This window comes from Paraburkholderia sp. 31.1, from assembly GCF_014397645.1.
Classification (GTDB): Bacteria; Pseudomonadota; Gammaproteobacteria; order Burkholderiales; family Burkholderiaceae; genus Paraburkholderia; species Paraburkholderia tuberum.
In genome coordinates, this window is sequence record NZ_VZQN01000022.1 from 25,504 (window position 1) to 47,948 (window position 22,445).

Genomic DNA, 22,445 nt, shown 5'->3' on the forward strand with positions numbered 1-22,445 from the left:
GCACGCGCAGCCGCAAGCGGGCGGATCGGGTCCCGCGGCACAAGCTGCAACGAGTTCGGCGCCAACCGCGGGCGAGATCAAGGCTACCAACCGGCAACTCGTGCGGGACGTACGCCGCGCATTCAGAAACGCACGAAGCCAGGGACTACGGGCCAGCAACATTACAGTGCACGCGGATAACGGCGTCGTGACATTGACGGGCAGCGCGCCGACCGCGGACCTGCTGTCGCGCGGTCCGCTAGAAGAAACACGGCGGTGACGCCGGCGGCGATGGGGCATTGCGACGGGCCGACTGGGGTGGATGTTGAAAGCACTTCTTGCACCTATGACGCATATAGGACTCTGCTGATTTTTTTGCTTGTTAGCGCATCGTACAATCTGCCTCTGCGCAAGGCGAAGACGTTTTAATTCCTCGCCGACGAGTTGGGGTGCGTTGCGCTATCCCATCTTCATGATTGATCCATGCCAGGTTGCATGCCCAAAAATTGCTTTGTCTTTACCAAAGCACACCGGCTTTCTCACCGATTTTGCATCGTTTTAAAAAACAGTGGTTCAAAAACTTCTATTTGCGTGGTGCCAAAATGCTTTTGTGGAACGATCAAGACAATTTGATATGCGCTATCTGGACTGCACCGACTGGTGCGCTTAGATGATAGGCGTTCCCGACGCCGTTCGCTTCATTGGAAGCAGGAAGGTTGCGGCTCTCGATCTTGCTGCTGAGGTGTGCGGCTAGGCCCACGCAAACGCAGCGTCCCGTGGCGACACACAGGATCAGGGAAGTCGACGAGCGGACGGGACGAGATGCCCTGCGCCTTTCTCATCATGTAACGGCGTGAAATGACATGGTACTTTGGTGACAAATCATGCAGGGTGTTTCGGCAAGGAAAAGGTATTCACCTGCGTGGTATGGAGTGTGAGTGAACAAAATAAGAGTGGGTATCGCCGACGATCATCCATTTATTCTCCTCGGCGTCGAGCATCTTCTTCAGCGTTGTCCTGACATCCAGGTCTGCTTCAAAAGCGAAAGTATCGGCCTGCTTCTTCAGCGGTTGCTTGAAGTGCCAGTCGATGTTCTTGTGTGCGACTACGAATTCGAAGGCGATCCGTATGCCGACGGTCTCAACCTTCTTGACCGGATCCGGCGTGTCGCCCCAGCCATACGAGTAGTTTTTCTGAGCACGCATTCTTCCACGCACATCATTTCAGCTGCGCTCAACGCGGGGGCGGCCGGCTTCGTCGGTAAGGGTCCCGAGGGCTTTGTCAGCCTTACCGCTGCCGTTCGCGTTGCCAAAAATAAAAGCGTGTTTCTGCCTGATTCCATTGCGGACAAGATGTTGCGCGCAACGGGGCGCGCAGCGCAAGGCGGATCTTCTCTCAATTTGCTATCTGAAAAAGAATCGACGGTCGTGCGAATGATCTGCGACGGGATGTCGATCGCAACAATTGCCGAGCGGCTCAATCGCAGTCCGAAGACCGTGAGCAATCAGAAGAACGCTGGCATGAAGAAGCTCGGTGCCAGAAACGACGTAGAACTCGTCACAATCGTGCGCGAGTGGTCCTGCTCGTAGCAATTGCCGCGATTCTCAGGCGGATTCTGTCGTTCTCGTGGCGCCTTCTCCCTATCGTAGGGGGGTCCTGTGACCTGTTCAGTTCGAGGAATCGACACGCCGTTTCTCGACTGACCTATTTTGGTCTTTCATTTTGGGTATTGGCCCATTAACACCGATCTTCTTCAATGAGATCATTCCTCTGCCTTGACGATCGCTGGACGTCCCGGCTTTACAAGGGTTTGTAGTTCTGAAATGGCAACAAAGAGGAATCTCATGAAAAAACAAGTAACGCAACTCATGATCGCGCTGATGGGCCTGTCCGTCGCGCCGATGGTTTTCGCTCAAGCTGTACCGGGCACAGGTCAGGTAACGTTCAATGGAGAACTGTATGACGACACCTGTGTGATCAACTCGGGTGACGAGGACCAAACGGTCACGCTGCCTCGGGTGTCTTCGCAGACGCTGCCTGCGGCTGGCGTAGTCGGCGGGTCCACGCCGTTCAACATTTCGGTGTCGCAGTGCCCGGCAACGCTGACCCATGTCGCGGCGCATTTCGAGACCACGAACATGGACCCGGTTACGCGTAATGCCATTAACCAAGCAACTACCTCGCCGGCCGCGAACGTCGAAGTGCAATTGCTTGACCACAATTTCACGAATGGCGCGGCGCAGGTGCTTCCGCTGGGCAGCACGGGCGAGTTCGTTGCTGTTGGGAACGACGGTACGGCAACGATGTACTACGCCGGCCAGTACTATGCAACAGACAGAGCCACGGCCGGTAACGTGACGGCTGTTGTTCGCTACACATTGGCATATCAGTAAGCGAATCTAAGCCGAATGGCATCGGGTTGCTCTTCTAGTTCGAAGGCAACCCGAAGTGGCATTCCGCTTATCTGTCGCGTGGAGGAGCGAGTGTCTTCAATGAAGTTTCCAATGTTGTTCGCCGCAGCTGTCGCCTTAAGTGTGACCTCGTTTGCTGCACAAGCTGCTATCACCATTACCGGTACCCGAGTTATTTATCCGGCGCAAAACCGTGAAGTCAATGTTCGTTTGAACAATGTTGACAGCCGTCCGGTCCTGGTCCAGGCGTGGCTGGACGACGGCGATGCGGCAGCTGCCCCGAATGAAATCAGGGTGCCGTTCACGTTACTGCCGGCGGTATTTCGGGTCGAGCCTCACAGAGGGCAGGCTTTGCGCATCATGTTCACAGGCGGCGACATGCCGAAGGACCGTGAGGCTGTCTATTGGCTGAACGTTCTCGAAATTCCGCCGAAGCCCAAGGACGCTGATGACCGGAACATGATTCAGCTCGCGTTCCGAACGCGTATCAAGATGTTCTACCGGCCGGTATCGTTGCTCGATGACCCAACGGCGGGGCGGGCCCAGCTGAAGTGGCATGTCGAGGCAAATGACAAAGGTCAGAGCATCGTTCGTCTGGACAACCCATCGCCCTACTACATTTCCGTCGGCACGGCAGAGGTAGAAACGGCAGGCAGGAAAGTCGCTCTTTTGCCCGATATGGCACCGCCGTTCGGGCACGTCGATCTCCGTCCACAAGATGGAAAGCTGGATATCAAAGCTCCTGCCACCGTTTCCTATACGGTTCTGAACGACTTCGGTACAGCGATCAAGGACTCGGCGGAAGTGACAGGTGGTCAAAGCGCGGAAGCGCAAAAGAATCAATAATTGAAATACGGGATGTCGGGCGTGCGGAATAGTAAGACGGCGGTTGAAACAGTATTCAGTAATGTCCCTTTCCGGTTTCACCCACTGGCTTGGGCGGCAATCATAGCGTCGGGCTGGGTCTTTTGCTCAAACTCCGCGGTCGCCGCGTGCGCGCCGGACTCAGCGGCGACGCCATCCAGCGACTGCTCGGCGTCCGAGTTGCCGCAACAGGCAGCCGGTGTCGACGGAGAAGCTGCGCGTACGGATGCGTCATCTACCACGGCGACATCAAATGCACCCGCTGCGGAAGTTCCGCAAGAAGTTGAGTTCAATCCAGCATTCTTTACGGGCAACGTCGCCGATTTGTCACGCTATACGCGAGGCAATCCTGTTGCTCCCGGTGTTTATCCGCTCGAACTGCTCGTCAATGGTAAGAAGCGTGGACGCTTCGATGTCCTGTTTCAGGCAGTGCCGGGCTCGGATATCGCAACGCCCTGTTTCACGATGCCTGGCCTGGACCGCGCTGGCGTAGATACCGAGCGCGTGGCCCAGCGGTTGAAGGAAGCAGGAAAGGGCGACTTCGACGATACGGACGCATCAGTGCAATGCGTCCCGCTGGTTGAAGCCGTACCGGGATCGGTTGCATCGTTCAACACCGCCGATTTGCAACTCGATCTGTCGATTCCCCAGATCGAATTGCGCAAGGAGGCTGCCGGTTACGTTGATCCGTCCCGTTGGGACAACGGGATCAACGCAGGCTTCGTGCAATACAGTCTCGCCGGCTATACGACTCACCAGAACAATGGTAGCGGAGACTTCAGCAGTGTCTACCTCGGTCTGCAAAGCGGATTCAACGTGAACGGCTGGCGTTTCCGCCAGTGGTCCACGGTAAGCTCGCAGAACCGGGGTTCCGGCACGCATTGGCAAAGTGTCGCGCTGTTTGCGCAACACGATGTCACGGCGCTTAAGAGCCAACTGACGATCGGCGACAGCTCGACGAGCGGTGACGTCTTCGACTCATTCAACGTGCGTGGCGTCCAGCTTTCGAGCGACGACCGCATGTTGCCGGATTCCATGCGCTCCTACGCGCCGGTTGTGCGTGGCGTGGCTGATACCAATGCACGCATCATAGTGCGTCAGAACAACATCATCGTGGCCGAGACCAGCGTGCCGCCGGGGCCGTTTGAACTGAACGACCTGCCGGCTACGGGTTATGGCGGCGACCTTCAGGTCACTATTACAGAATCCGACGGCCGTCAGCGGACTTTTCTGGTGCCGTTTGCGTCCGTCCCGCAGTTGCTGCGGCCTGGTGTTGCACGTTTCAATCTGACGACCGGTGTCTATCGCGATACCGTGCTGAATAACCATCCATGGGTGGCGCAGGCGGTTTATCAGCGCGGCCTGACAAACCTGTTGACCGGCTACACCGGTGCACAGTTTGCGGAAGGTTACTGGGCTGGCCTGGTGGGTGTCGCGCTCAATACGCCGCTCGGCGCATTCGCGTTTGACGTAACGGCGGCGGGAACGAATATTCCCGGGGTGTCTGGTGGTCGTCCCGGTTACAGTACCCGGATCAGCTACAGCAAGCTCCTTCCAGGGCCCAACACGAATTTTTCGGTTGCGGCTTACCGATACTCGACCTCACGCTTCTATAGCCTGCATGACGCGATGTACGCGCGATATGGCTCCCGAGACACCACGGGTCAGTATGACTACCGCACGCGCAGCCGTCTGCAGCTGAATATCAACCAGCCAATCGGCGAGTCGAGTTCTTTTTATATCGCCGGCAGTTCGCAGAACTACTGGGGCGCGTCGAAGGGCTACGACCTGCAATATCAGGTTGGTTTCAACAGCGCGTACAAGCGGGTGTCCTACTCGCTATATGCGCAACGCACGCGCCTGCAAAACTCGAAGATCAGCACGCAGGTAGGTTTGAACCTGACGATTCCGCTCGGCAAGGTCGACTCGAACGAGCATCATATGTTCGACTATCTGACCACCAACGTTTCGCGCGGCTCGAACGGGGATAGCACAATTCAGGCCACTGCGTCGGGCAACACGAGCGGAGCCACGCCGATCACCTACGGTGTCAACGCGTCACGGATCGTCGCCGGCGACAATCGGACCGTTTCCGCGGGTGGTTACGCGATGTATCGCGCGCCGTTCGCTACTTACAACGTCAATGCATCGATCAGCAATCAGACCCGTCAAGCCGCGTTCAACGCCGACGGCGCGGTCGTCGTTCACAGTGGCGGCATGACGCTGAGCCCGCCGCTTGGGCAGGCGTTCGCGCTCGTCGAAGCGAAAGGCGCGGAAGGCGGCCGGATCATCAATGGCCAGGGTGCAAGGATTGACGCTAACGGCTATGCGGTGGTGTCTTCGCTGATGCCATACCGGGTCAACACGGTCGCGCTGGATCCGAGCGACGTGTCGCTCGACGTTGAACTGGGCAACACGAGTGAGGAAGTCGTGCCGCGCGCGAGTTCGCTCGTCAAGGTGAAGATTGCGACCACGCAGGGCACGCCGATTTTCGCCGAGGTTTTGGATCGGGAAGGCAAAGCCATGCCGATGGGCACCGAGTTATTCGACGAGTCCGAGAAATCGGTGGGCATCGTCGGTCAGGGTGGCCTCGCGTACCTGCGCGGCCTCGAACACGATGGCAAGCTGCTGGTGCGCTGGGGCAATCGCGCAGCGGAGCAGTGCGTGATGCCCTACACGGTGCCGGACGACGACAAGGCGGACAGCGGTCAGCGCGCGGGGATCGTTGCGCGCATCAAGCTGAGCTGTGATCCAGCGCTAGTCTGGTCTCCGCCGGCAAAGTCCGTAGCGCGACGTTCAGCGGGCGCGGCGCTTGTGAGTTCGCTTCGCTGAAGTGCGAAGGTCGATACCCGGTCAGCTCCAGCGCTGCGGCTTAGATGATTCCGCCGACAGTAGAGGTCAGAAAATGAAAAATATTTGTAGATACTTTCGGATTGCCGGACTAATTTCCGGATTGATCGCAGGTGCGCTGTTGGGATCGGTTTGCGTACATGCGCAAGGCTCGCCTTCGGTCACGCTCAATTTTAGTGGCACCTATAACGCGACGACGTGTGCGCTGGTGAGTTCGCCCGACATGACGGTCACGTTGCCAACGCTTTCGACGCGATCGCTGCCGACGGCCGGAGTTATAGATGGCTCAAAGTTCTTTACCATCACGATCCAATGTCCAAGCGGTGTAACGGGGGCGCGCGTGTATTTCGAGAGCGGTTCGTCGACCGATCCCAACACCGGGAATCTGGACCTGCAGAATGCGAGCGGGGCGGCGTCGGCAACGAATGTACAGGTCATGCTGGCCAATCCGGACGGATCGCGGATCAAGGTCGGCGACCGGTCTACGATGAGAGTCGTTCCGATCACGTCCACGGATCCGACGCCGGTGGATTTCATTGCCAGCTACTACGCAACCGGTCGAGCCACGGCTGGCACCGTCAATACATTCGTCACCTATGTCGTCGAAATGCCCTGAGGGTGCCGGCGCGAATACGTTTCTTATTATGTTTGACTCAACAGTCGCGCTCATGCGAGCGACTGCGTTGCATGCAGCACTGCTGTCCGACGGCGCGGAGCTGCCGGCTGTTCCTTTTTGGCGCGCGCGTTGCAGTACGTTGGTCGAGACGCTACAGCAGCAAATGCTGGATCGAACTTTTCCGGCAACGGACATCCGGGAAGTCAGCCTCGCACAATGTGTTCTGCTAGATGAACTGACGTTGCATGCATTGCCGTCCAGGCAGCGCGAGGAATGGTTGCGTGAGCCGCTGCAAATGCGTTTTCATGGCGTGCGCGATGGCGCCGCATGGGTATGGCACCAGATCGCGGCGGTGGTGGACGGCGGCGATCCGGACCCCGCCAGACTTGAGTTCTACACCATGTTGCTGGGGTTGGGCTTCGACGGCGGACGCGAAAACACCAACGCATATCTGGAGCGTGCGAAATCGGCGTTGAACGGGCATCCGCGTAATAAGGCGGCGTTCTCCATACCCGACGCACCGGATAACGCCATGCCACCGACCAATTCGCTTCGGCCGTCGGACGTGTCACGCATCTCACATTCACGCAGAATCGCCGGTGGGGTGATTGCTGGTGCGGTTGCCATCGCGTCACTATGGACGGCGATGGACCTTAGTCTGGACGTTGCGACACGCGGTCTACTTCAAACGTCGTCGCCGCAGAGTAGTCCTATGCAGACGGAGCGTTCGCAATGATTTCCGGAAACAGCTACCGGGCGGCGCTGATCTGGATCGCTGTCTCCGTAGTTGGACTGATATGGCTATGTTTGCCGCTTGCTCTCCAACCATCGTGGCTCGTTGTGCTCAGTCTTGTTCTGTTGACGGGGGTGGGCGCCGCCGTTTTGCCAGCTTACGGGCGATCGCATCCGACCCACGAGGATCAGGATTTTCAGCTCGGGAACGTGCGTCAGTTATCGATCGTTCTCGTCGTCGGGCCGCATGCCGGCGCGCTGTTTGCACACGATGGCCAGACATCCGCACTGCGACGTAACGGTGATGCGCTGTGGTTGCGTGTCCGGTCCCCGCAGCAGTTGTCCAGCGTGTTGGCCACGGTGATGGAGTCGCATCAACGTCCGCCGGATGCCGTGTTGATGCCCGTTGTTCCCGACGGTGAGTGCGACGATGCTGTGATTCGCCGCGAATTTTCCCGCTGGAAGCATCAAATCGACGCTTGCATCGGTCCCCGGGCGTTCGTATTACCCTGCTATATCGCGATCTACGCGTACCTCGGCTCGAATAGCGACCACGCAGTGGAACCGGTCTGGTTCGGCGATGCCATGAGTATCTCGACGATGCAACCCGAGACCGCAACCGCGCGGCAACATGTGCAAGCGCTCAGGCAACAGCTGGATCAGGCTTGGCTCGCTGTCGCCCACCCGGAACGTGCGTCGCGTGCCGGTCTGGGGCATGCAGTGTTCGACTGGCTAGAAGATGAGGCGCTGCTATCGATACTTTCATCGCTCGCGAACACCGCGCCGTTCTCGCTGCGCGGCTTGCTGTTGGCCGACATCGGACACCCGCCGATGCGTCCAGGCGCATGGACGCGATGGCTCACCGGCAAGACCGCGCTGCGGCCGCTGCTGACGAGGCCGAAGGCTCAACCGAAGCCGCTGTCTCTGCCTTTACTTACCACCATCGCGCGGAACGACAGATTCCGGGTTTCGAAGAGCGAGTGGGCCCGGTCGTATTCCGGAAGCTTGCACGCGTTGGCTGCGTCGGCGGTCGTCCTGATGGTGTCGATTGGTGTCTCCGCATGGTCGAACAGCAGGTTGGTCACGCGAGTCGCCGACGATCTCGAGGCTTACACGCATATACCCACAGCCCGCGCGGATGCGAAGCGTGAGCGATTCGAATCGTTGCGCAGACAATCCGCCGAGCTGGCTCGCTATGCGAGCAACGGTGTGCCGACCGGGCTCGGCTGGGGACTGTATCGGGGCAAGCAGTTGCAAGTCGCGCTTGAACGCGTGACCGCGACATCGCATTCCCCGACGATCGCCGCGCATTCCCCGCCCCTTGCTGTGACGATCGACAGCCTCTTGTTATTCGACAGCGGCAAGACGACGCTCAAGTCAGCTGCAGAGCCAAGGCTCCACGCGGTTCTCGATCTGATTCGCGCGAATCCCGACAAGCGAATTCTCATCGCGGGTCATACTGACAACGTGGGTGCCAGCGTCGCGAATCATAAGCTCTCCGAGGCACGCGCGCGGGCCATCCGCGATTGGTTCGTCAACACGGCTACGTTGCCCGTCACACGTTTCGCAATTCAGGGGTATGGCGATACCCGGCCGATCGCCGGCAACGAAACTAGTCAGGGGCGCGAGATGAATCGTCGTGTCGAAATCACCGTTGTTCCCGATTCAGGCACGCACTGAAAGTACTCGTCGCGGGTAGCCCTCTGGGAACCTGCGCTCGCGCACGCCAATCCGGCCTCTCTTTTGCGAACGGGACAGACTTTTGGGCAACCGCCCATATCGCCGCGCTGCTCCGAGACATAACATCATCAGCTTGCGGATTTCATACGAAAGCGAGCGGTGTCGCCGCTCCTTCTTTTATTTGAGCGAACAACCTCAGAGCACTATGTCGGCTTCTACCAGTTCTCAAAAATTCATCGCACGTAATCGTGCCCCCCGCGTCCAGATTGAATACGACGTCGAAATTTACGGTTCGGAAAAGAGAGTCGAACTCCCGTTCGTGATGGGCGTCCTCGCCGACTTGTCGGGCAAGCCGCTCGAACCGTTGCCCGCCGTCGGCGATCGTAAGTTCTTCGATATCGACATCGAGAACTTCGATGAGCGAATGAAGGCCATGAAACCGCGTGTCGCGTTCGCGGTGCCCAACACGCTGACGAACGAAGGTCATCTGATGGTCGATATCACGTTCGAAAGCATGGACGATTTCTCGCCCGCAGCCGTCGCGAAGAAGGTTGACGCGCTTGCGCAGCTACTCGAGGCGCGTACGCAACTCGCCAATCTGCAAACGTACATGGATGGCAAAAGTGGCGCGGAAAACCTGGTCAGCAAGGTGTTGAGAGACCCAGCGTTACTCGAAGCGCTCGCAAAGGCGCCAAAGCCGGAAGCGGCATCCACCGGCGAACCGGTGACCAACGAATGATTTTTGCTTTCCGCACGAAAGCACAGCCTGAAACAATGGGGAAATGATGGCCGAACTTCAAGCGAACACGCGCGCCAAGGCAACGGCGAGCGTGACCAATCAGTCCGATTTCAACGCACTCCTATCGCGCGAATTCAAGCCCAAAACGGAGCGCGCGCGCGAGGCTGTCGAGGGGGCTGTCCGGACGCTTGCTCAACAAGCACTGCTTACATCGGCAACGGTGTCCGACGACGCGTACAAAAACATAGAGTCAATTATTGGGGAGATCGATCGCAAATTATCCGAACAGATCAACCTGATTCTCCACCATGAAGATTTTCAGAGTCTTGAAAGCGCATGGCGGGGGCTTCATCACCTCGTCGCGAACACGGAAACGGATGAGAAGCTGAAGATCCGCTTTATGGATGTGTCGAAGGACGACCTGCGTCGCACGATGAAGCGCTATAAAGGGATTGCGTGGGACCAGAGTCCGTTCTTCAAGCAAATTTACGAGGAAGAATACGGGCAGTTGGGTGGCGAGCCGTACGGCTGTCTCGTCGCCGACTACTACTTCGATCACACGCCCGCCGACGTCGACCTACTGGGCTCGATTGCAAAGGTGGCGGCAGCGTCGCATGCGCCGTTCATTACGGGCGCGGCACCGTCCGTGCTGCAGATGGACTCGTGGCAGGAACTCGCCAACCCGCGCGACCTGACGAAGATTTTTACGCAAAACCTCGAGTACGCACCTTGGAACTCGCTGCGTAGTTCGGAAGACGCGCGCTACATCGGCCTTGCAATGCCGCGTTTCCTTGCACGTCTGCCGTATGGCGTCAAGACGAATCCGGTCGACGAATTCAATTTCGAAGAGGCGACCGCCGGCGCGGATCATCAACGCTATGTATGGTCGAACGCGGCCTACGCAATGGCGGTGAACATCAACCGTTCGTTCAAGAACTACGGTTGGTGCACGCTGATTCGCGGCGTGGAAAGCGGTGGGGTAGTTGAAAACCTGCCGTGTCACACGTTCCCGACGGATGACGGTGGCATCGACATGAAGTGCCCGACGGAAATTGCGATCTCCGACCGCCGCGAAGCGGAATTGTCGAAGAGTGGTTTCATACCGCTCATTCACCGCAAGAACACTGACTACGCGGCGTTCATCGGCGCGCAATCGTTGCAGAAGCCGATCGAGTACCACGATCCCGACGCAACTGCGAACGCGAATCTATCGGCCCGTCTTCCGTATCTGTTCGCGTGCTCGCGCTTTGCGCATTACCTGAAGTGCATCGTGCGCGACAAGATCGGCGCATTCAAGGAGCGGGACGAAATGCAGCAATGGCTCAACGAATGGGTCATGAACTACGTTGACGCCGATCCCGCGAATTCGTCGCAGGAAACCAAGGCACGTCGACCGCTGGCCGCGGCCGAAGTGGTCGTCGAGGACGTCGAGGGAAATCCGGGATATTACCAGGCGAAGTTCTTCCTGCGTCCGCATTTCCAACTGGAAGGTCTGACGGTTTCTTTGCGTCTCGTCGCGAAGCTGCCGCTCGTGAAGGATGCAGCCTGACCTGACGTCTACCGTTCATTCGGTGATTGAGCGACGGACAGGCGCTCACTAAATATGCCTGACTTTCATTGAGCATCTTTAAAACTAATCGGTATCAAGGAGTATTTTTATGGCGCAAGACATCTTTCTCAAGATTAACGGGATTGATGGTGAGTCGGCAGACGCTAACCACAAGGACGAAATCGATGTTCTGAGCTGGGCGTGGGGCGTTACGCAGCAATCGAATATGCACGTTGGTTCCGGTGGTGGCGCTGGCCGAGCCACGGTCGACGACTTCACGTTTGAGCATTTCATCGATCGTGCAACGCCCAACCTGACGCAATACTGCCTGACCGGTAAGCACATCGACGAAGCCAAACTCGTCGTGCGCAAGGCTGGCGGTAATCCGCTCGAATACATCAAATTCACGATGAACGACGTGCTGGTTACCTCGGTGCAGCCGTCCGGCGTCAGCGACAGTGAATCGCGTCCGTGCGAAACGGTGCGTCTGTCCTTTGCTCGCCTGAAGCAGGAATATGTGGTGCAGAACGCGCAAGGCGGTAGCGGCGGTGCGATCACGGCGACCTTCGATATCAAGAAGAACACAGCCTAAATCGCACATTTTCCTGAATCTTGGCACGACGACCCTTTTGTCCGGGAAGCCGTGTCAAGGTTGTTAACCGGGATGCCCGGCTGGATGCAGGCATCCTGGTTCATTCAGGGCGATGTGCGAGATCACCTTGATACCGTCAGATGGTTTCGATCTTTTTTTCCCGCTTCGCGATATGGCTGCGTATCGGAGGCTGGCTAGCCCTAAGCGGGGCGAGCGCATGGCTGTCCGGGTGCGCTACCGCGTCGGCTCCCGTTGTCAAGGAGCGAACGACCCTCCGGCTTCAGATCGCGGCAAACGAGAACGTCAATCCGAACGAGTGGGGAACGGCGGCGCCGATCCTCGTGCGGGTCTACGAACTGAAGTCGCCGACGGCGTTTCAAACCGGCGACTTTTTCACGCTGCAAAGCGACGACAAAAAAATCCTTGGCGACGACGTGCTGGTCGTTGACGAATTTATTCTGCGTCCCGGCGATACACGCGAGATCGTCCGGAAGTCGAACCCCGCCTCTACCGCAATTGGCGTGCTGGCCGGCTACCGGGATCTCGGGAAATCGGTCTGGCGCGCGGTTTACCGGTTGCCAATCGCGCCCGACGCCGCATGGTACAGGATGGCTCTTCCAGACAAGGAACAGAAGCTGACGATCCAGCTCGATCGGCGCACTGTTTCGATTTCAAAGTCAGACTAATTTCGATGAGTTGGTATAGCAAAGTTGTTTGGAGCGAAGGACTCTTCCTGCGCCCGCAATTGTTTCAGCAGCAGGAGCGGTATTTCGAGTCGTTCGCGCATCGCCGGAGCGCGCCGCTGAGCCCGTTTTTCTGGGGCTTCAGCCGTTGTGAAATCGATCAGGAATCGCTCGCGTTCGGCAAGCTGGTGTTCAAGAGCGGGCTCGGCGTATTTCCAGACGGCACACCGTTCGAGGTGCCTGGCCTGACGCTGCCCCCGCCCCCACTGACGATCGGACCGGAACATCAGGAGCAGGTGATTTACCTGGCGGTCCCGCTTCGCTTGCCTAACACCGAGGAAACCGCCTTCACCGAGCAGAGCGGATCGCTGGCCCGTTACCATGCGTACGACGCGGAACTGCGCGACAGCAACGCGATCGGCCAGGGTCCGAAGCCCGTCCAACTCTCGAATCTGCGCTTGCGGCTGTTGCCCGAGAAAGAGCTGACGCAGTCGTGGATCGGGCTTGCGCTGACGCGCGTGAAGGCGCTGCACGCCGACGGCGCCGTGTCGCTGCACAGCGCCGACCACATTCCGCCCGTGACCGGTTACGGCGCGAATCCACTGCTGCGCGAATGGGCGATGCAGCTGCACGGCCTCGCGCGACTACGCGCCGACGCGCTCGCCGCCCGTCTGTCAGGTGCTGACGGCCGTACGGGCGCGGCGGCCGAAGTGGCCGACTATCTGCTGCTCCAGGTGCTCAATCGCTATGAGCCGCTGCTGGAGCATATTTGCCAACTCGAGGAGACCGCGCCGGTGACCCTGTATCGCGAGCTCGCGCTTTTCGCGGGCGAGCTTTCGACCTTCGTGCGTCCGCAAACGCGGCGTCCGCGGGCGGCGCCGGGCTATGACCATGCGCAGCTCTACCGCAGTATCAGGCCCCTCGTCGAGGAGGTTCACTATCTGTTGAACCAGGTGTTGATTCGTGGTGCGCAGCCCATTCCGCTTACGGAGCAGGCGCATGGCATCCGTACGGCCGCCATGCTGCCGAACGAATTGGCCGGTTATTCGAGCCTCGTGCTCGCCGTGGGCGCGCAGATGCCTTCCGAATTGCTGCAGCAGCAGTTTCTTGCCCAAACGAAGATCAGTCATCCGCAGCGCTTGCCGGAGTTGATCCGTTCGCACCTGCCGGGTCTGACAGTAGCGGCGCTGCCGGTTCCTCCGCGCCAGATTCCGTTCAACTCGGGCTTTATCTATTTCGAACTGTCGCGTACCGGACCGTTCTGGGAACAGATTGCGCGGCACGGAGGGCTTGCCATGCATGTCGCCGGGCACTTCCCGGAACTCAAGCTTGAGCTGTGGGGCGTGCGTCAAAAATGAGTACCGGCGCATACGGGGACGACGCGTTCGAGTTTCTGTTGAACCCCGACAACTCTGCTTCTGGCCAAAGCCAGCCGTCTGCCAGTCCCGCTGGGCGTCCCACAACCGCGGGTGTCGCCAATCAGGAACCGGCGGTCGATGCGGCCGCGTTCGATCCGCCGGAACAAGTGCAGACGCGTCTGGAGCGCATGAAGGCTGCGCGCAATCCGTTGTGTGAAGCCGCGCAGCCTTTGTTGCGCATGCTGGCGGACATGCCGGCTTCGCTCGATTCGTTGGCTGCGGTCGCGAGCTTGCGCTCGCTGCTGGTGCGTGAGGTCGCCGCATTCCAGAAGGTCTGCGACAAAGCGAGTTTGCCGTGGAAGCACGTGGCGGCTGTCCGTTACGCGCTGTGCACCGCGCTCGACGAAGCCGCCAACCGCACGCGTTGGGGGAGCGGCGGAATTTGGGCCGCGGGGGGGCTGCTGCTCAAGTTCGAAGGAGAAGTGGACGGCGGTGAGAAGTTCTTCCTGCTGATCGGCCGCATGGCAACGGATCCCCAGGAGTACATCGACGTCCTCGAGGTGTTGTATCGCATTCTCAGCCTTGGATTCGAAGGACGCTACAGCGTTGCCGCGGACGGTCCACGTCATCTGGAGCAGATCCGGCAGCGAATGCTGACGCTTATCAGCGGCACGCGGGACACGATGCGGCTCGAACTGTCGCCGCACTGGCGCGGCGAGGAGCCGGGCAGGATGCGGCTGCTGAAAAGCGTGCCGGTCTGGGCGACGGCGGGCGTCGCTGCGCTATGTGTGTTCTCGCTGTTCGCCTGGTACAAGTATCGGCTTCTGGCGCAAAGCAATGCGCTGGAAGCGAAGATTCTCGCGATCGGAGAGCCGATCAAGGCCGCGGCTCCGGTCGTTCACGAGCGCTTGCGCCTGTCGATTTTGCTGAAAGACGAGATCGCTCGCGGCCAGGTCTCCGTCGAAGAGAACGCGAGCAGCAGCCGGGTCGTGTTCCGTGGCGACTACGTGTTCCTGCCGGGGCAAAGCCGCATTCGACCGGAACTGGATCCGGTGTTGACCAAGGTTGCGCAGGAGGTCGTCCGGGTCGGCGGCAATGTCACGGTGACCGGGCACACCGACAACCAGCCGATTCATACGGCGGAGTTTCCTGACAACCTGGTGCTATCGGAAAAGCGCGCCGCGTTCGTCGCCGACGTATTGAAGGCGCACGGCATGCCCGGCAATCGCATCGAGGCTGTCGGCAAGGGCGATACACAACCTGTCGCGGACAACAGTACAGCGGAAGGTCGTTCCCGCAATCGACGCGTGGAAGTCTTCGTCACGCATTAACGGGAAAGCCTTGATGTCTTATTTGAACCGCTTATCGAAACTTGTGCTCACGCGCCAGACGCTGGTGCTCGCCGCGATCCTCGTGACGGCTGTGGCCGTCTGGTTCGTGGGACCTCTGATTGCATTTGGCGACTACCGCCCACTCGAGAGCGTGCTCTCGCGCACGCTGTCGATCGTCGTGCTGTTATTGCTGCTGCTGTTCTGGCTGCTCGGCTGGTCGCCTGGCGTCATCGGCGTCGCGTTGCTGTGTCTCGCGCTCTGGTATTTCGGACCGATACTCGCGTTCGGCGAAACGCATCCACTCGGTACCACATGGTCCCGCGTGCTGCTGATCTCGGTGCTGCTTGCCTGCTACGCGATCTATGGGCTGTATCGTCTGTGGCGGGCAGTGCGCGGCGATGACGTGCTGCTGCAGCGCGTTCTGAACCCGTTCACGAAGAAGTCGGCCGCGACCCCTGTCGCACGAGACGAAATCCGCGCGCTTCACGCGGTCGTCGCGAAGGCCATCGACAAGCTCAAACGCATGCGCGGCGGACCGGTAGGGCTGCGTCGTCTGCTCGAAAGCCAGCGCTATCTGTACGAACTCCCGTGGTACATGGTGGTGGGCTCGCCAGGCGCCGGCAAGACGACGTTGGTCCTGAACTCGGGTCTGGATTTTCCGGAGGCGGATCAGATGGTCGCGGCGTCGCTGAGAAGCCGCGTCGAAACGGCGAACTGCGACTGGTGGTTCGCGAACGAGGCGGTGTTGATCGACACCGCTGGCCGCTATACGGTTCAGGACGCAGCGTCGCAAGAGGCCGCGAAGGTTGACGTCGATCCGGAAGACCTGAAGAGCGTGAACGAGGCCGAGTGGCGCGGCCTTCTGGGGCTGCTTCGCAAGCGGCGCCCGCGCGCGCCGATCAACGGTGCGTTGCTGGTCGTTTCAATCGAAGAGTTGTTGACGCGCCCAGCGCCCGAACGAAAGGCGCTCGCCGCGTCGATGCGCGCTCGGCTCGGCGAGTTGCGCCAGCAGTTGGGGATTCGATTTCCCGTCTACGTGCTCGTCACGAAGCTCGATCTGCTGCCCGGCTTCGGGGAGTATTTCCAGTCGTTGACGGCGGAAAGCCGCGCGCAGATTTTCGGCTTCACACTGCCTTATCAGGAAGCGGCGGAACAACACGGCCGCGACACACTGCGCCTGAACTGCGCGGCCGAAATGCGTGAGCTGGAGCAGGGACTCGAAGACGGCGTCAACACGAGGCTGCAAGAGGTGTACGAGGTCGATCTGCGCAAGAAACTTTATGCGCTGCCGTCAGAATTTCGTAGCCTGTGTGCGGAACTCAATGAATTGCTCGCGCTGGTGTTTCTCGATTCGAAATACGACGACACGCAGTTGAACAGCACGCTGCGCGGCGTCTATTTCACGAGCGCGGCGCAAACTCACGAGGCCGTGTCCGCCGACAGCTCCACGCTCTTGCAGCGGCTGCGTCGCGGGCTCGTGGGTTTATTTGGTGCCGCGCCGAAAACGGTCTCGCCGTCGTCCGGCGACGCGACGCCTACCGGCTATCGCGGCTATTTCTTGCGCAATCTGTTTCAGCGCGTGATCCTGGCCGAAGCGCATCTGGTGCGGCCGAACCTGTACTGGGAAGTCCGCTTCCGCGCGTTGCGTCTTATCGGACATCTGCTCGCGATCGTCGTGGCGGTGTGGCTGATTGGTGCGCTCGTCGTGAGCTTCGGCAACAACCGCGAGTATCTCGCCGCGATCGATGGCAAGGCCAATGCGCTCGCCGCGCGGGTCTTGTCGCAACGGAAGGCGCCGCAGCCCGGGACGATGGGGACGCTTCTGTCGGCGTCGCGTGACCTGCCTCAGTTCGACGGCATGGACCTCGACAGTCCCGGTGTCGCATGGCACTACGGGCTCTACACGGCGCCCGCCATCCGCGCCGCCGCCGGCGAGACTTACAACAATCTGCTGAAACAGATGCTGCTGCCGCAAGTCGTCGGCCGGCTCGAAACGGTGCTCGATACGCAAATCGGCGTACAGGACGCGGACGGCGTTTATCGCACGCTGATGGTCTACCTGATGCTGTTCGATGGCTCGCACTACGACGCGAAAGCGGTCAAGGCATGGGTGCTCGGCGACTGGGAACACGCCAACAGCGTCGCATCGCTCGGCGAGCGCAACGTGATGGCGCGTCACCTCGATGCGCTGATCGTGGAAGGGGTGCCCGCGGTGCCGGCAAGACCGGTGAATGCGCAGCTCGTGCGCCGCGCGCGCGAGTTCCTTGGCCGCAATCCGGCGTCCGGACGGCTCTACGAACGTGCGATGAACGCGATGGCTCCCGAGGCGCCCGAGAACGTCACGCTGCTGAGCGCCGCGGGTCCGCAGGCCACTACCGTGTTCCTGCTGGCCGGCGGTTCGACGCTCGCGCGAGGTATCCCCGGTCTCTATACCTACGACGGCTATCACGCCGTTTTTAACAAGCGCCTCCCTGATTTTCTCGAGCAGGCGCGAAAACAGGACGCTTGGGTGATGGGCGAGGCCGATGCATCGGCGCGGCGGCGGATGGCAAACGGCAACGCACCGCGCAAGGACAGGCTCGCCGACGATATCCGTCGCCAATACCTGACCGACTATGGCAATTACTGGAGCCAGTTTCTCGACGACGTGAGACCGGTGTCCGGCAGCGAAGGCACCCTGGCGCCCGATCTGCAGACGCTGCGTACGCTGGCTGCGCCGGATTCGCCGCTGGCGAGACTCGCGCGAACGGCCGCGCGCGAGACGTCGCTGTCGATCGTTGATGGCGCGGACGAGCCGTCGGCCGGCGGTAGTGCCATCAACGTGATCATGCGTCGCTCGCAGGCGGCGCGCGCAGCGAGCGCCGTGGCCGCAACCGCCACGATCGGTCAGCTCGCGCAACAGAAGATGGAACGTGAACTGGTCGACAGACGCTTTGCCGCGCTGCGCGAAGTCGTGACCGGCCAGGCCGATAGCGGGAGCGCGCTGCCCGGCGGCAGCGGCGTGCTGCAGCTGGGCGGCGTCATCGGGCTGATCAACGAGCAGTACACGCGCTTGATGACGGCCGGCGACGTGCTCGCCACCAACAGCATGCCGCCCACGGACGACCTCGGCTCCACGCTGCAGCTCGAGGCGCAGAAGCTTCCGCCGCCGTTTCGGGCCGTGCTCGCGGGCCTCGCGTCGCAGTCGATGCGTAAGGTGGACCGCAATGTCGGCTCCCTGCTCACGATGCAGGTCGAATCGAGCGTTGGCGCGCAATGCCGACGTGCTGTCGAAGGCAAATATCCATTTGCCGCGAGCGCCCAGGAAGTCGACATCGACGATTTCAATCGCGTGTTCGCGGCCGGCGGCCTGCTCGACGACTTCTTCCACAAGACGCTTGCCAGCCGCGTCGATACGAGCATGCGGCCATGGCGCTATAAGCCGGTCAGCCCCGGCATGCCGCCCATGCAGGGACCGGGCCTCGAACCGTTCGAGCGCGCCGCGGCGATCCGTCAGACATTTTTCCGCGATCCCGGCGCGACCCGGATGTCGTGGAACGCGGGCCTCAAGGTCGTGTCGCTGGACCCCGAGATTACCGATCTGCTCATCGACGTCGACGGGCAAAACCTGCGCTATGCGCATGGTCCGGTCACGACGTCCCCGATCACCTGGCCGGGGCCGCGCGGCGGTTCGATGGCCGGCCTCACCGCGAATCCGCGCGTGCGTCCGGACACGTCGACCGTCATGACCGAAGGTCCGTGGGCGCTGTTCCGTCTGATCGACCGGGGCCGCGTGACGTCGACGTTGTCGTCGAGCCGCTCGGCGGTGGACTTCAATTTCGACAACCGGCACGCGGTCATCGAACTGACATCGGGCGGACAGTCAGGACCGCAACTCACGGCGTTGCTGCGCGATTTTCGTTGTCCCGGTAGCGGAAACGCGATGGGTAGGCGAGCGGACGCGTCGTCAGGCTCCGCATTCGCCGACGAGCTGTAGCGGCTAGCGTCTTTTCGATATAGAGAATTTAGAGGAGTGCATGTCAAGTAATCCCTTGAACGCGATAAGTGTGCAAAGCCGCGCAGTGACCGTATCCAGCGCGGCGATACCGCGGTGGCCGGGGCAGACCGCGGACGGACAGACGCAGCCGGCGCTGGAGTTCATGTCACTGAACGGCGACGAGCATCTCGGCAAGCTGTTTGAGTACGAACTGCTGTTGCGCACGCCTGACGATTACACGGTACCGCTTGCCGTCAGTGCCAACCTCGACCTGAAGGCGCTGCTAGGCAAGGAAATGACCGTCGCGATCGACCTCCAGCCGAGCGCCGACACCGAAGCATGTCAGCGCGAAATCACCGGACTCGTCGTCGCCGCGCAATACCTGCGTCGGGACGGCCGCTACAACGTCTATCGTGTCGTGCTGAAGCCGTGGCTGTGGCTGGCGACCCTGACGACCGACTACAAGATTTTCCAGAACAGGACGGTCATCGAGATCATCGACGAGGTTCTGAAGGACTATCCGTACCCGGTCGAAAAGCGCCTCGACGTGAGCCGCTATGCGCCCGAGGGTGAGAGTCCGACCAACGAACCGCGCGCGTTCCAGGTCCAGTACGGTGAGACCGATTACGACTTCATTCATCGCCTGATGGAAGAGTGGGGCATCTACTGGTTTTTCGAGCATGCCGACGGCAAGCACCGGCTCGTGCTGTGCGACCACATTGGCGCGCACCGCCACTCGCCGAACCCGTCATACCGGACGCTGGCGTTCCAACCGCAGGGCGGCAAGACCGACACCGAATACATCAGTGCGTTTTCGACGGCCGAAGTCTTGTGCACCGGTCACTACGTGACGAGCGACTTCGACTTCACGCGTTCGCGCGCCGACATGCGGGCGATCAATCAGCAACCGCGCGACACCAGTTGGAACCTGCTCGAGCGCTACGACTGGCCGGGCGACTACACCGACAGCAGCCACGGTGAACTGCTGGCGCGTACGCGCATGGAAGCACTGCGCGCGCCGGGTACGCGAGCGCAAGGCGAAGGTAACGTACGGGGACTCGCGTGCGGGCAGACGTTCGTGTTGACCAACTACGACTATACGGCCGCGAACTGCGAATACCTCGTCATCGGTACGAAGCTCGACCTGACCGGTACGCCGGACGAATCGGGTAGCGGCTACGAATACACCTGCAGCAACAAGTTCGACGTGCAACCGACAAGCGAAGTGTTCAGACTGCCGCGGGAGACCTCGAAGCCGATCGTCAACGGGCCGCAGTCGGCTGTCGTCGTGGGTCCCGAGGGCAAGGAACTGTGGACCGACGAATTCGGCCGCGTGAAGGTCCGCTTCGTCTGGGACCGTTACGGCCAAAACGTCGAAACCGACTCCTGCTGGGTCCGTGTGAGCCAGGCGTGGGCCGGTCAGGGTTTCGGTGGCATCTACATTCCGCGCATCGGCCAGGAAGTCATCGTCGACTTCTGGAACGGCGACCCGGATCGTCCGCTGATCACCGGGAGCCTGTACAACGCGGCGACGCGTCCGCCTTATGACTTGCCAGGCAACGCGACGCAGAGCGGTTTCATGAGCCGGTCGATGGAAGGGGGCCTGCAGAACTACAACAGCATCCGCTTCGAGGACAAGGCGGGTGCCGAGGAATTCACTTTGCAGGCGGAACGGGACATGAACCGCCTGACGAAGCTGAATGAGTCACACGTCGTCGGTGCCGACTACACGATCGGCGTGGCCGCGGCGCACAGCATGACCGTCGGCGCGACGTCCAGCACGATCGTCGGCGGCAAGTACTCGGTAAGGGTGAAGGGTGTCGCCTTCTATTCCGTGGGTCTTGCACACTTTGTCTCGATTGGCGGGGCGGAGGAGACCGCGGTTGGGGGTGCCTCCCTTCTGACGGTGGGCGGTGCACGTACGGTCACGGTTGGTGGCGCGTCGACGCACGCGGTAGGCGGAGCCTATTCGCTGTCGGCCGGGGGGGCGCTGTCTATCGTGTGCGGCAAGTCGTCGCTGACCATGAACAAGGATGGCGAGATCAAGCTCATCGGTAAGTCGATCCGCATCCAGGGTGACACCCGTGTCGTGGTGCAAGGCACGCCGCTGGACCTTAACCCCGGTGACAAGGAATGCGGCAGCTCAGTGACGGTGCCAGTTCCTGTCGTGGTGCTCGATGCGCTGGACGTTCCAGTTATTCCGCCACCTCCATCGGACGAGCCGCTTCCGACGATATGTCCGCTGCCGACGATATGTCCGCCGCCCTCGGAAGAACCGCCGCCCTCGGAAGAACCGCCGCCCTCGGAGGAACCGCCGCCATCGGAAGAGCCGGCACCGTCGGAGGAGCCGCCGCCGTCGGAGGAGCCGCCGCCATCGGAGGAGCCGCCGCCGTCGGAGGAGCCGCCGCCGTCGGAGGAGCCGCCGCCCTCGGAGGAACCGCCGCCATCGGAAGAGCCGGCACCGTCGGAGGAGCCGCCGCCGTCGGAGGAGCCGCCGCCCTCGGAAGAGCCGGCACCATCGGAAGAACCGCCGCCCTCGGAGGAACCGCCGCCATCGGAAGAGCCGGCACCGTCGGAGGAGCCGCCGCCGTCGGAGGAGCCGCCGCCGTCGGAGGAGCCGCCGCCCTCGGAAGAGCCGGCACCATCGGAAGAACCGCCGCCCTCGGAGGAACCGCCGCCGCCGATCGAACCACCGCCCGCAACCGGCTCGGACGCGTAACAGCGTATTTCGCAATACCGTGCAGACGGCGAATGCCTTCGCGCATCGCCCTGCACGGACGTTCAGTTTCCATGAGGAGAAAATCGATCATGTTTCCAGCGGCTCGCAAAGGCGATGCGATCGGACATGGCGGTTCGATCGTCTCGGGTTCCCCGACGGTCTTCATCAATCGATTGCCTGCGGCGCTCGTCGGTATGAGCTCTGCCGTTTGCGCGCTGCACCCGTGCTCGCAAGCTGTGGTCGCGGGTTCGGGAACGGTGTTGATCAACAACGTGCCGGCGGCATTGGTTGGCGGCAAGGTTTCGTGTGGCGCGCCCTGTTCCGCTGGCTCGCCAGACGTGCGCATCGGTTCATGATGACGATGGG

At 60.7% G+C, this 22,445-nt stretch carries 17 protein-coding genes; all 17 read left to right on the top strand.

The window, feature by feature from the left end:
- Window positions 1-100 precede the first annotated feature (100 nt).
- The 17 genes from F6X37_RS37985 to F6X37_RS18355 all read left to right on the top strand — a co-directional run bounded on the left by F6X37_RS37985 (window position 101) and on the right by F6X37_RS18355 (window position 22,435).
- Window positions 101-259, top strand: coding sequence for a BON domain-containing protein (locus tag F6X37_RS37985; RefSeq protein WP_187612288.1), 159 nt, complete (start codon window positions 101-103; stop codon window positions 257-259).
- 658 nt (window positions 260-917) lie between these two features.
- A complete protein-coding gene (locus F6X37_RS18280; RefSeq protein ID WP_187612289.1) occupies window positions 918-1,568 on the top strand; it encodes a response regulator in 651 nt (216 codons plus the stop codon).
- A 255-nt stretch (window positions 1,569-1,823) separates the two neighbouring features.
- Window positions 1,824-2,372, top strand: coding sequence for a fimbrial protein (locus F6X37_RS18285; protein ID WP_090811826.1), 549 nt, complete (start codon window positions 1,824-1,826; stop codon window positions 2,370-2,372).
- Between the two features lie 99 nt (window positions 2,373-2,471).
- Window positions 2,472-3,236 (top strand): fimbria/pilus periplasmic chaperone, encoded by a 765-nt coding sequence (locus tag F6X37_RS18290; RefSeq protein WP_222944875.1) that lies wholly within the window; start codon window positions 2,472-2,474, stop codon window positions 3,234-3,236.
- Between the two features lie 12 nt (window positions 3,237-3,248).
- Window positions 3,249-6,086 (top strand): fimbria/pilus outer membrane usher protein, encoded by a 2,838-nt coding sequence (locus tag F6X37_RS18295; RefSeq protein WP_187612354.1) that lies wholly within the window; start codon window positions 3,249-3,251, stop codon window positions 6,084-6,086.
- Between the two features lie 73 nt (window positions 6,087-6,159).
- The gene (locus F6X37_RS18300; RefSeq protein ID WP_187612291.1) at window positions 6,160-6,720 is read left to right on the top strand and encodes a fimbrial protein; all 561 of its coding nucleotides are present in this window, start codon (window positions 6,160-6,162) and stop codon (window positions 6,718-6,720) included.
- A 52-nt stretch (window positions 6,721-6,772) separates the two neighbouring features.
- Window positions 6,773-7,456 (top strand): DotU family type IV/VI secretion system protein, encoded by a 684-nt coding sequence (locus F6X37_RS18305; protein WP_262419965.1) that lies wholly within the window; start codon window positions 6,773-6,775, stop codon window positions 7,454-7,456.
- Entirely contained in the window at window positions 7,453-9,132 is a 1,680-nt protein-coding gene (locus F6X37_RS18310) for an OmpA family protein (protein ID WP_187612292.1), read from the top strand. The genes F6X37_RS18305 and F6X37_RS18310 overlap by 4 nt, the downstream gene beginning before the upstream one ends.
- Window positions 9,133-9,337: 205 nt before the next feature.
- The gene (tssB, locus tag F6X37_RS18315) at window positions 9,338-9,871 is read left to right on the top strand and encodes a type VI secretion system contractile sheath small subunit (protein ID WP_184045111.1); all 534 of its coding nucleotides are present in this window, start codon (window positions 9,338-9,340) and stop codon (window positions 9,869-9,871) included.
- A gap of 46 nt (window positions 9,872-9,917) precedes the next feature.
- Complete coding sequence (gene tssC / locus F6X37_RS18320) at window positions 9,918-11,420, top strand: type VI secretion system contractile sheath large subunit (protein WP_187612293.1); 1,503 nt, start codon at window positions 9,918-9,920, stop codon at window positions 11,418-11,420.
- A gap of 109 nt (window positions 11,421-11,529) precedes the next feature.
- A complete protein-coding gene (locus F6X37_RS18325; RefSeq protein WP_090810696.1) occupies window positions 11,530-12,012 on the top strand; it encodes an Hcp family type VI secretion system effector in 483 nt (160 codons plus the stop codon).
- Between the two features lie 140 nt (window positions 12,013-12,152).
- The gene (gene tssJ / locus F6X37_RS18330; RefSeq protein WP_187612294.1) at window positions 12,153-12,698 is read left to right on the top strand and encodes a type VI secretion system lipoprotein TssJ; all 546 of its coding nucleotides are present in this window, start codon (window positions 12,153-12,155) and stop codon (window positions 12,696-12,698) included.
- Between the two features lie 5 nt (window positions 12,699-12,703).
- Window positions 12,704-14,053: a type VI secretion system baseplate subunit TssK gene (gene tssK, locus F6X37_RS18335; RefSeq protein ID WP_187612295.1), complete on the top strand. Its 1,350-nt coding sequence runs from the start codon at window positions 12,704-12,706 to the stop codon at window positions 14,051-14,053.
- Window positions 14,050-15,384: a type VI secretion system protein TssL, long form gene (gene tssL / locus F6X37_RS18340; protein WP_187612296.1), complete on the top strand. Its 1,335-nt coding sequence runs from the start codon at window positions 14,050-14,052 to the stop codon at window positions 15,382-15,384. The genes tssK and tssL overlap by 4 nt, the downstream gene beginning before the upstream one ends.
- Before the next feature lie 13 nt (window positions 15,385-15,397).
- A complete protein-coding gene (tssM, locus tag F6X37_RS18345) occupies window positions 15,398-19,360 on the top strand; it encodes a type VI secretion system membrane subunit TssM (protein ID WP_187612297.1) in 3,963 nt (1,320 codons plus the stop codon).
- 40 nt (window positions 19,361-19,400) lie between these two features.
- Window positions 19,401-22,079, top strand: a complete 2,679-nt coding sequence (locus F6X37_RS18350; protein WP_187612298.1) for a type VI secretion system Vgr family protein — start codon at window positions 19,401-19,403, stop codon at window positions 22,077-22,079.
- A gap of 89 nt (window positions 22,080-22,168) precedes the next feature.
- A complete protein-coding gene (locus F6X37_RS18355; protein WP_090810707.1) occupies window positions 22,169-22,435 on the top strand; it encodes a PAAR domain-containing protein in 267 nt (88 codons plus the stop codon).
- Window positions 22,436-22,445 lie beyond the last annotated feature (10 nt).

Excerpts from the sequence above, each read along its gene's own strand:
- F6X37_RS18355 (WP_090810707.1), top strand. The coding sequence starts at position 22,169 with ATGTTTCCAGCGGCTCGCAAAGGCGATGCGATCGGACATGGCGGTTCG.
- tssC (WP_187612293.1), top strand. The coding sequence starts at position 9,918 with ATGGCCGAACTTCAAGCGAACACGCGCGCCAAGGCAACGGCGAGCGTG.
- F6X37_RS18300 (WP_187612291.1), top strand. The coding sequence starts at position 6,160 with ATGAAAAATATTTGTAGATACTTTCGGATTGCCGGACTAATTTCCGGA.
- tssK (WP_187612295.1), top strand. The coding sequence starts at position 12,704 with ATGAGTTGGTATAGCAAAGTTGTTTGGAGCGAAGGACTCTTCCTGCGC.
- tssJ (WP_187612294.1), top strand. The coding sequence starts at position 12,153 with ATGGTTTCGATCTTTTTTTCCCGCTTCGCGATATGGCTGCGTATCGGA.
- F6X37_RS18305 (WP_262419965.1), top strand. The coding sequence starts at position 6,773 with ATGCGAGCGACTGCGTTGCATGCAGCACTGCTGTCCGACGGCGCGGAG.
- F6X37_RS18290 (WP_222944875.1), top strand. The coding sequence starts at position 2,472 with ATGAAGTTTCCAATGTTGTTCGCCGCAGCTGTCGCCTTAAGTGTGACC.
- tssB (WP_184045111.1), top strand. The coding sequence starts at position 9,338 with ATGTCGGCTTCTACCAGTTCTCAAAAATTCATCGCACGTAATCGTGCC.
- F6X37_RS18295 (WP_187612354.1), top strand. The coding sequence starts at position 3,249 with ATGTCGGGCGTGCGGAATAGTAAGACGGCGGTTGAAACAGTATTCAGT.
- tssM (WP_187612297.1), top strand. The coding sequence starts at position 15,398 with ATGTCTTATTTGAACCGCTTATCGAAACTTGTGCTCACGCGCCAGACG.
- F6X37_RS18285 (WP_090811826.1), top strand. The coding sequence starts at position 1,824 with ATGAAAAAACAAGTAACGCAACTCATGATCGCGCTGATGGGCCTGTCC.
- F6X37_RS18325 (WP_090810696.1), top strand. The coding sequence starts at position 11,530 with ATGGCGCAAGACATCTTTCTCAAGATTAACGGGATTGATGGTGAGTCG.
- tssL (WP_187612296.1), top strand. The coding sequence starts at position 14,050 with ATGAGTACCGGCGCATACGGGGACGACGCGTTCGAGTTTCTGTTGAAC.
- F6X37_RS18310 (WP_187612292.1), top strand. The coding sequence starts at position 7,453 with ATGATTTCCGGAAACAGCTACCGGGCGGCGCTGATCTGGATCGCTGTC.
- F6X37_RS18350 (WP_187612298.1), top strand. The coding sequence starts at position 19,401 with ATGTCAAGTAATCCCTTGAACGCGATAAGTGTGCAAAGCCGCGCAGTG.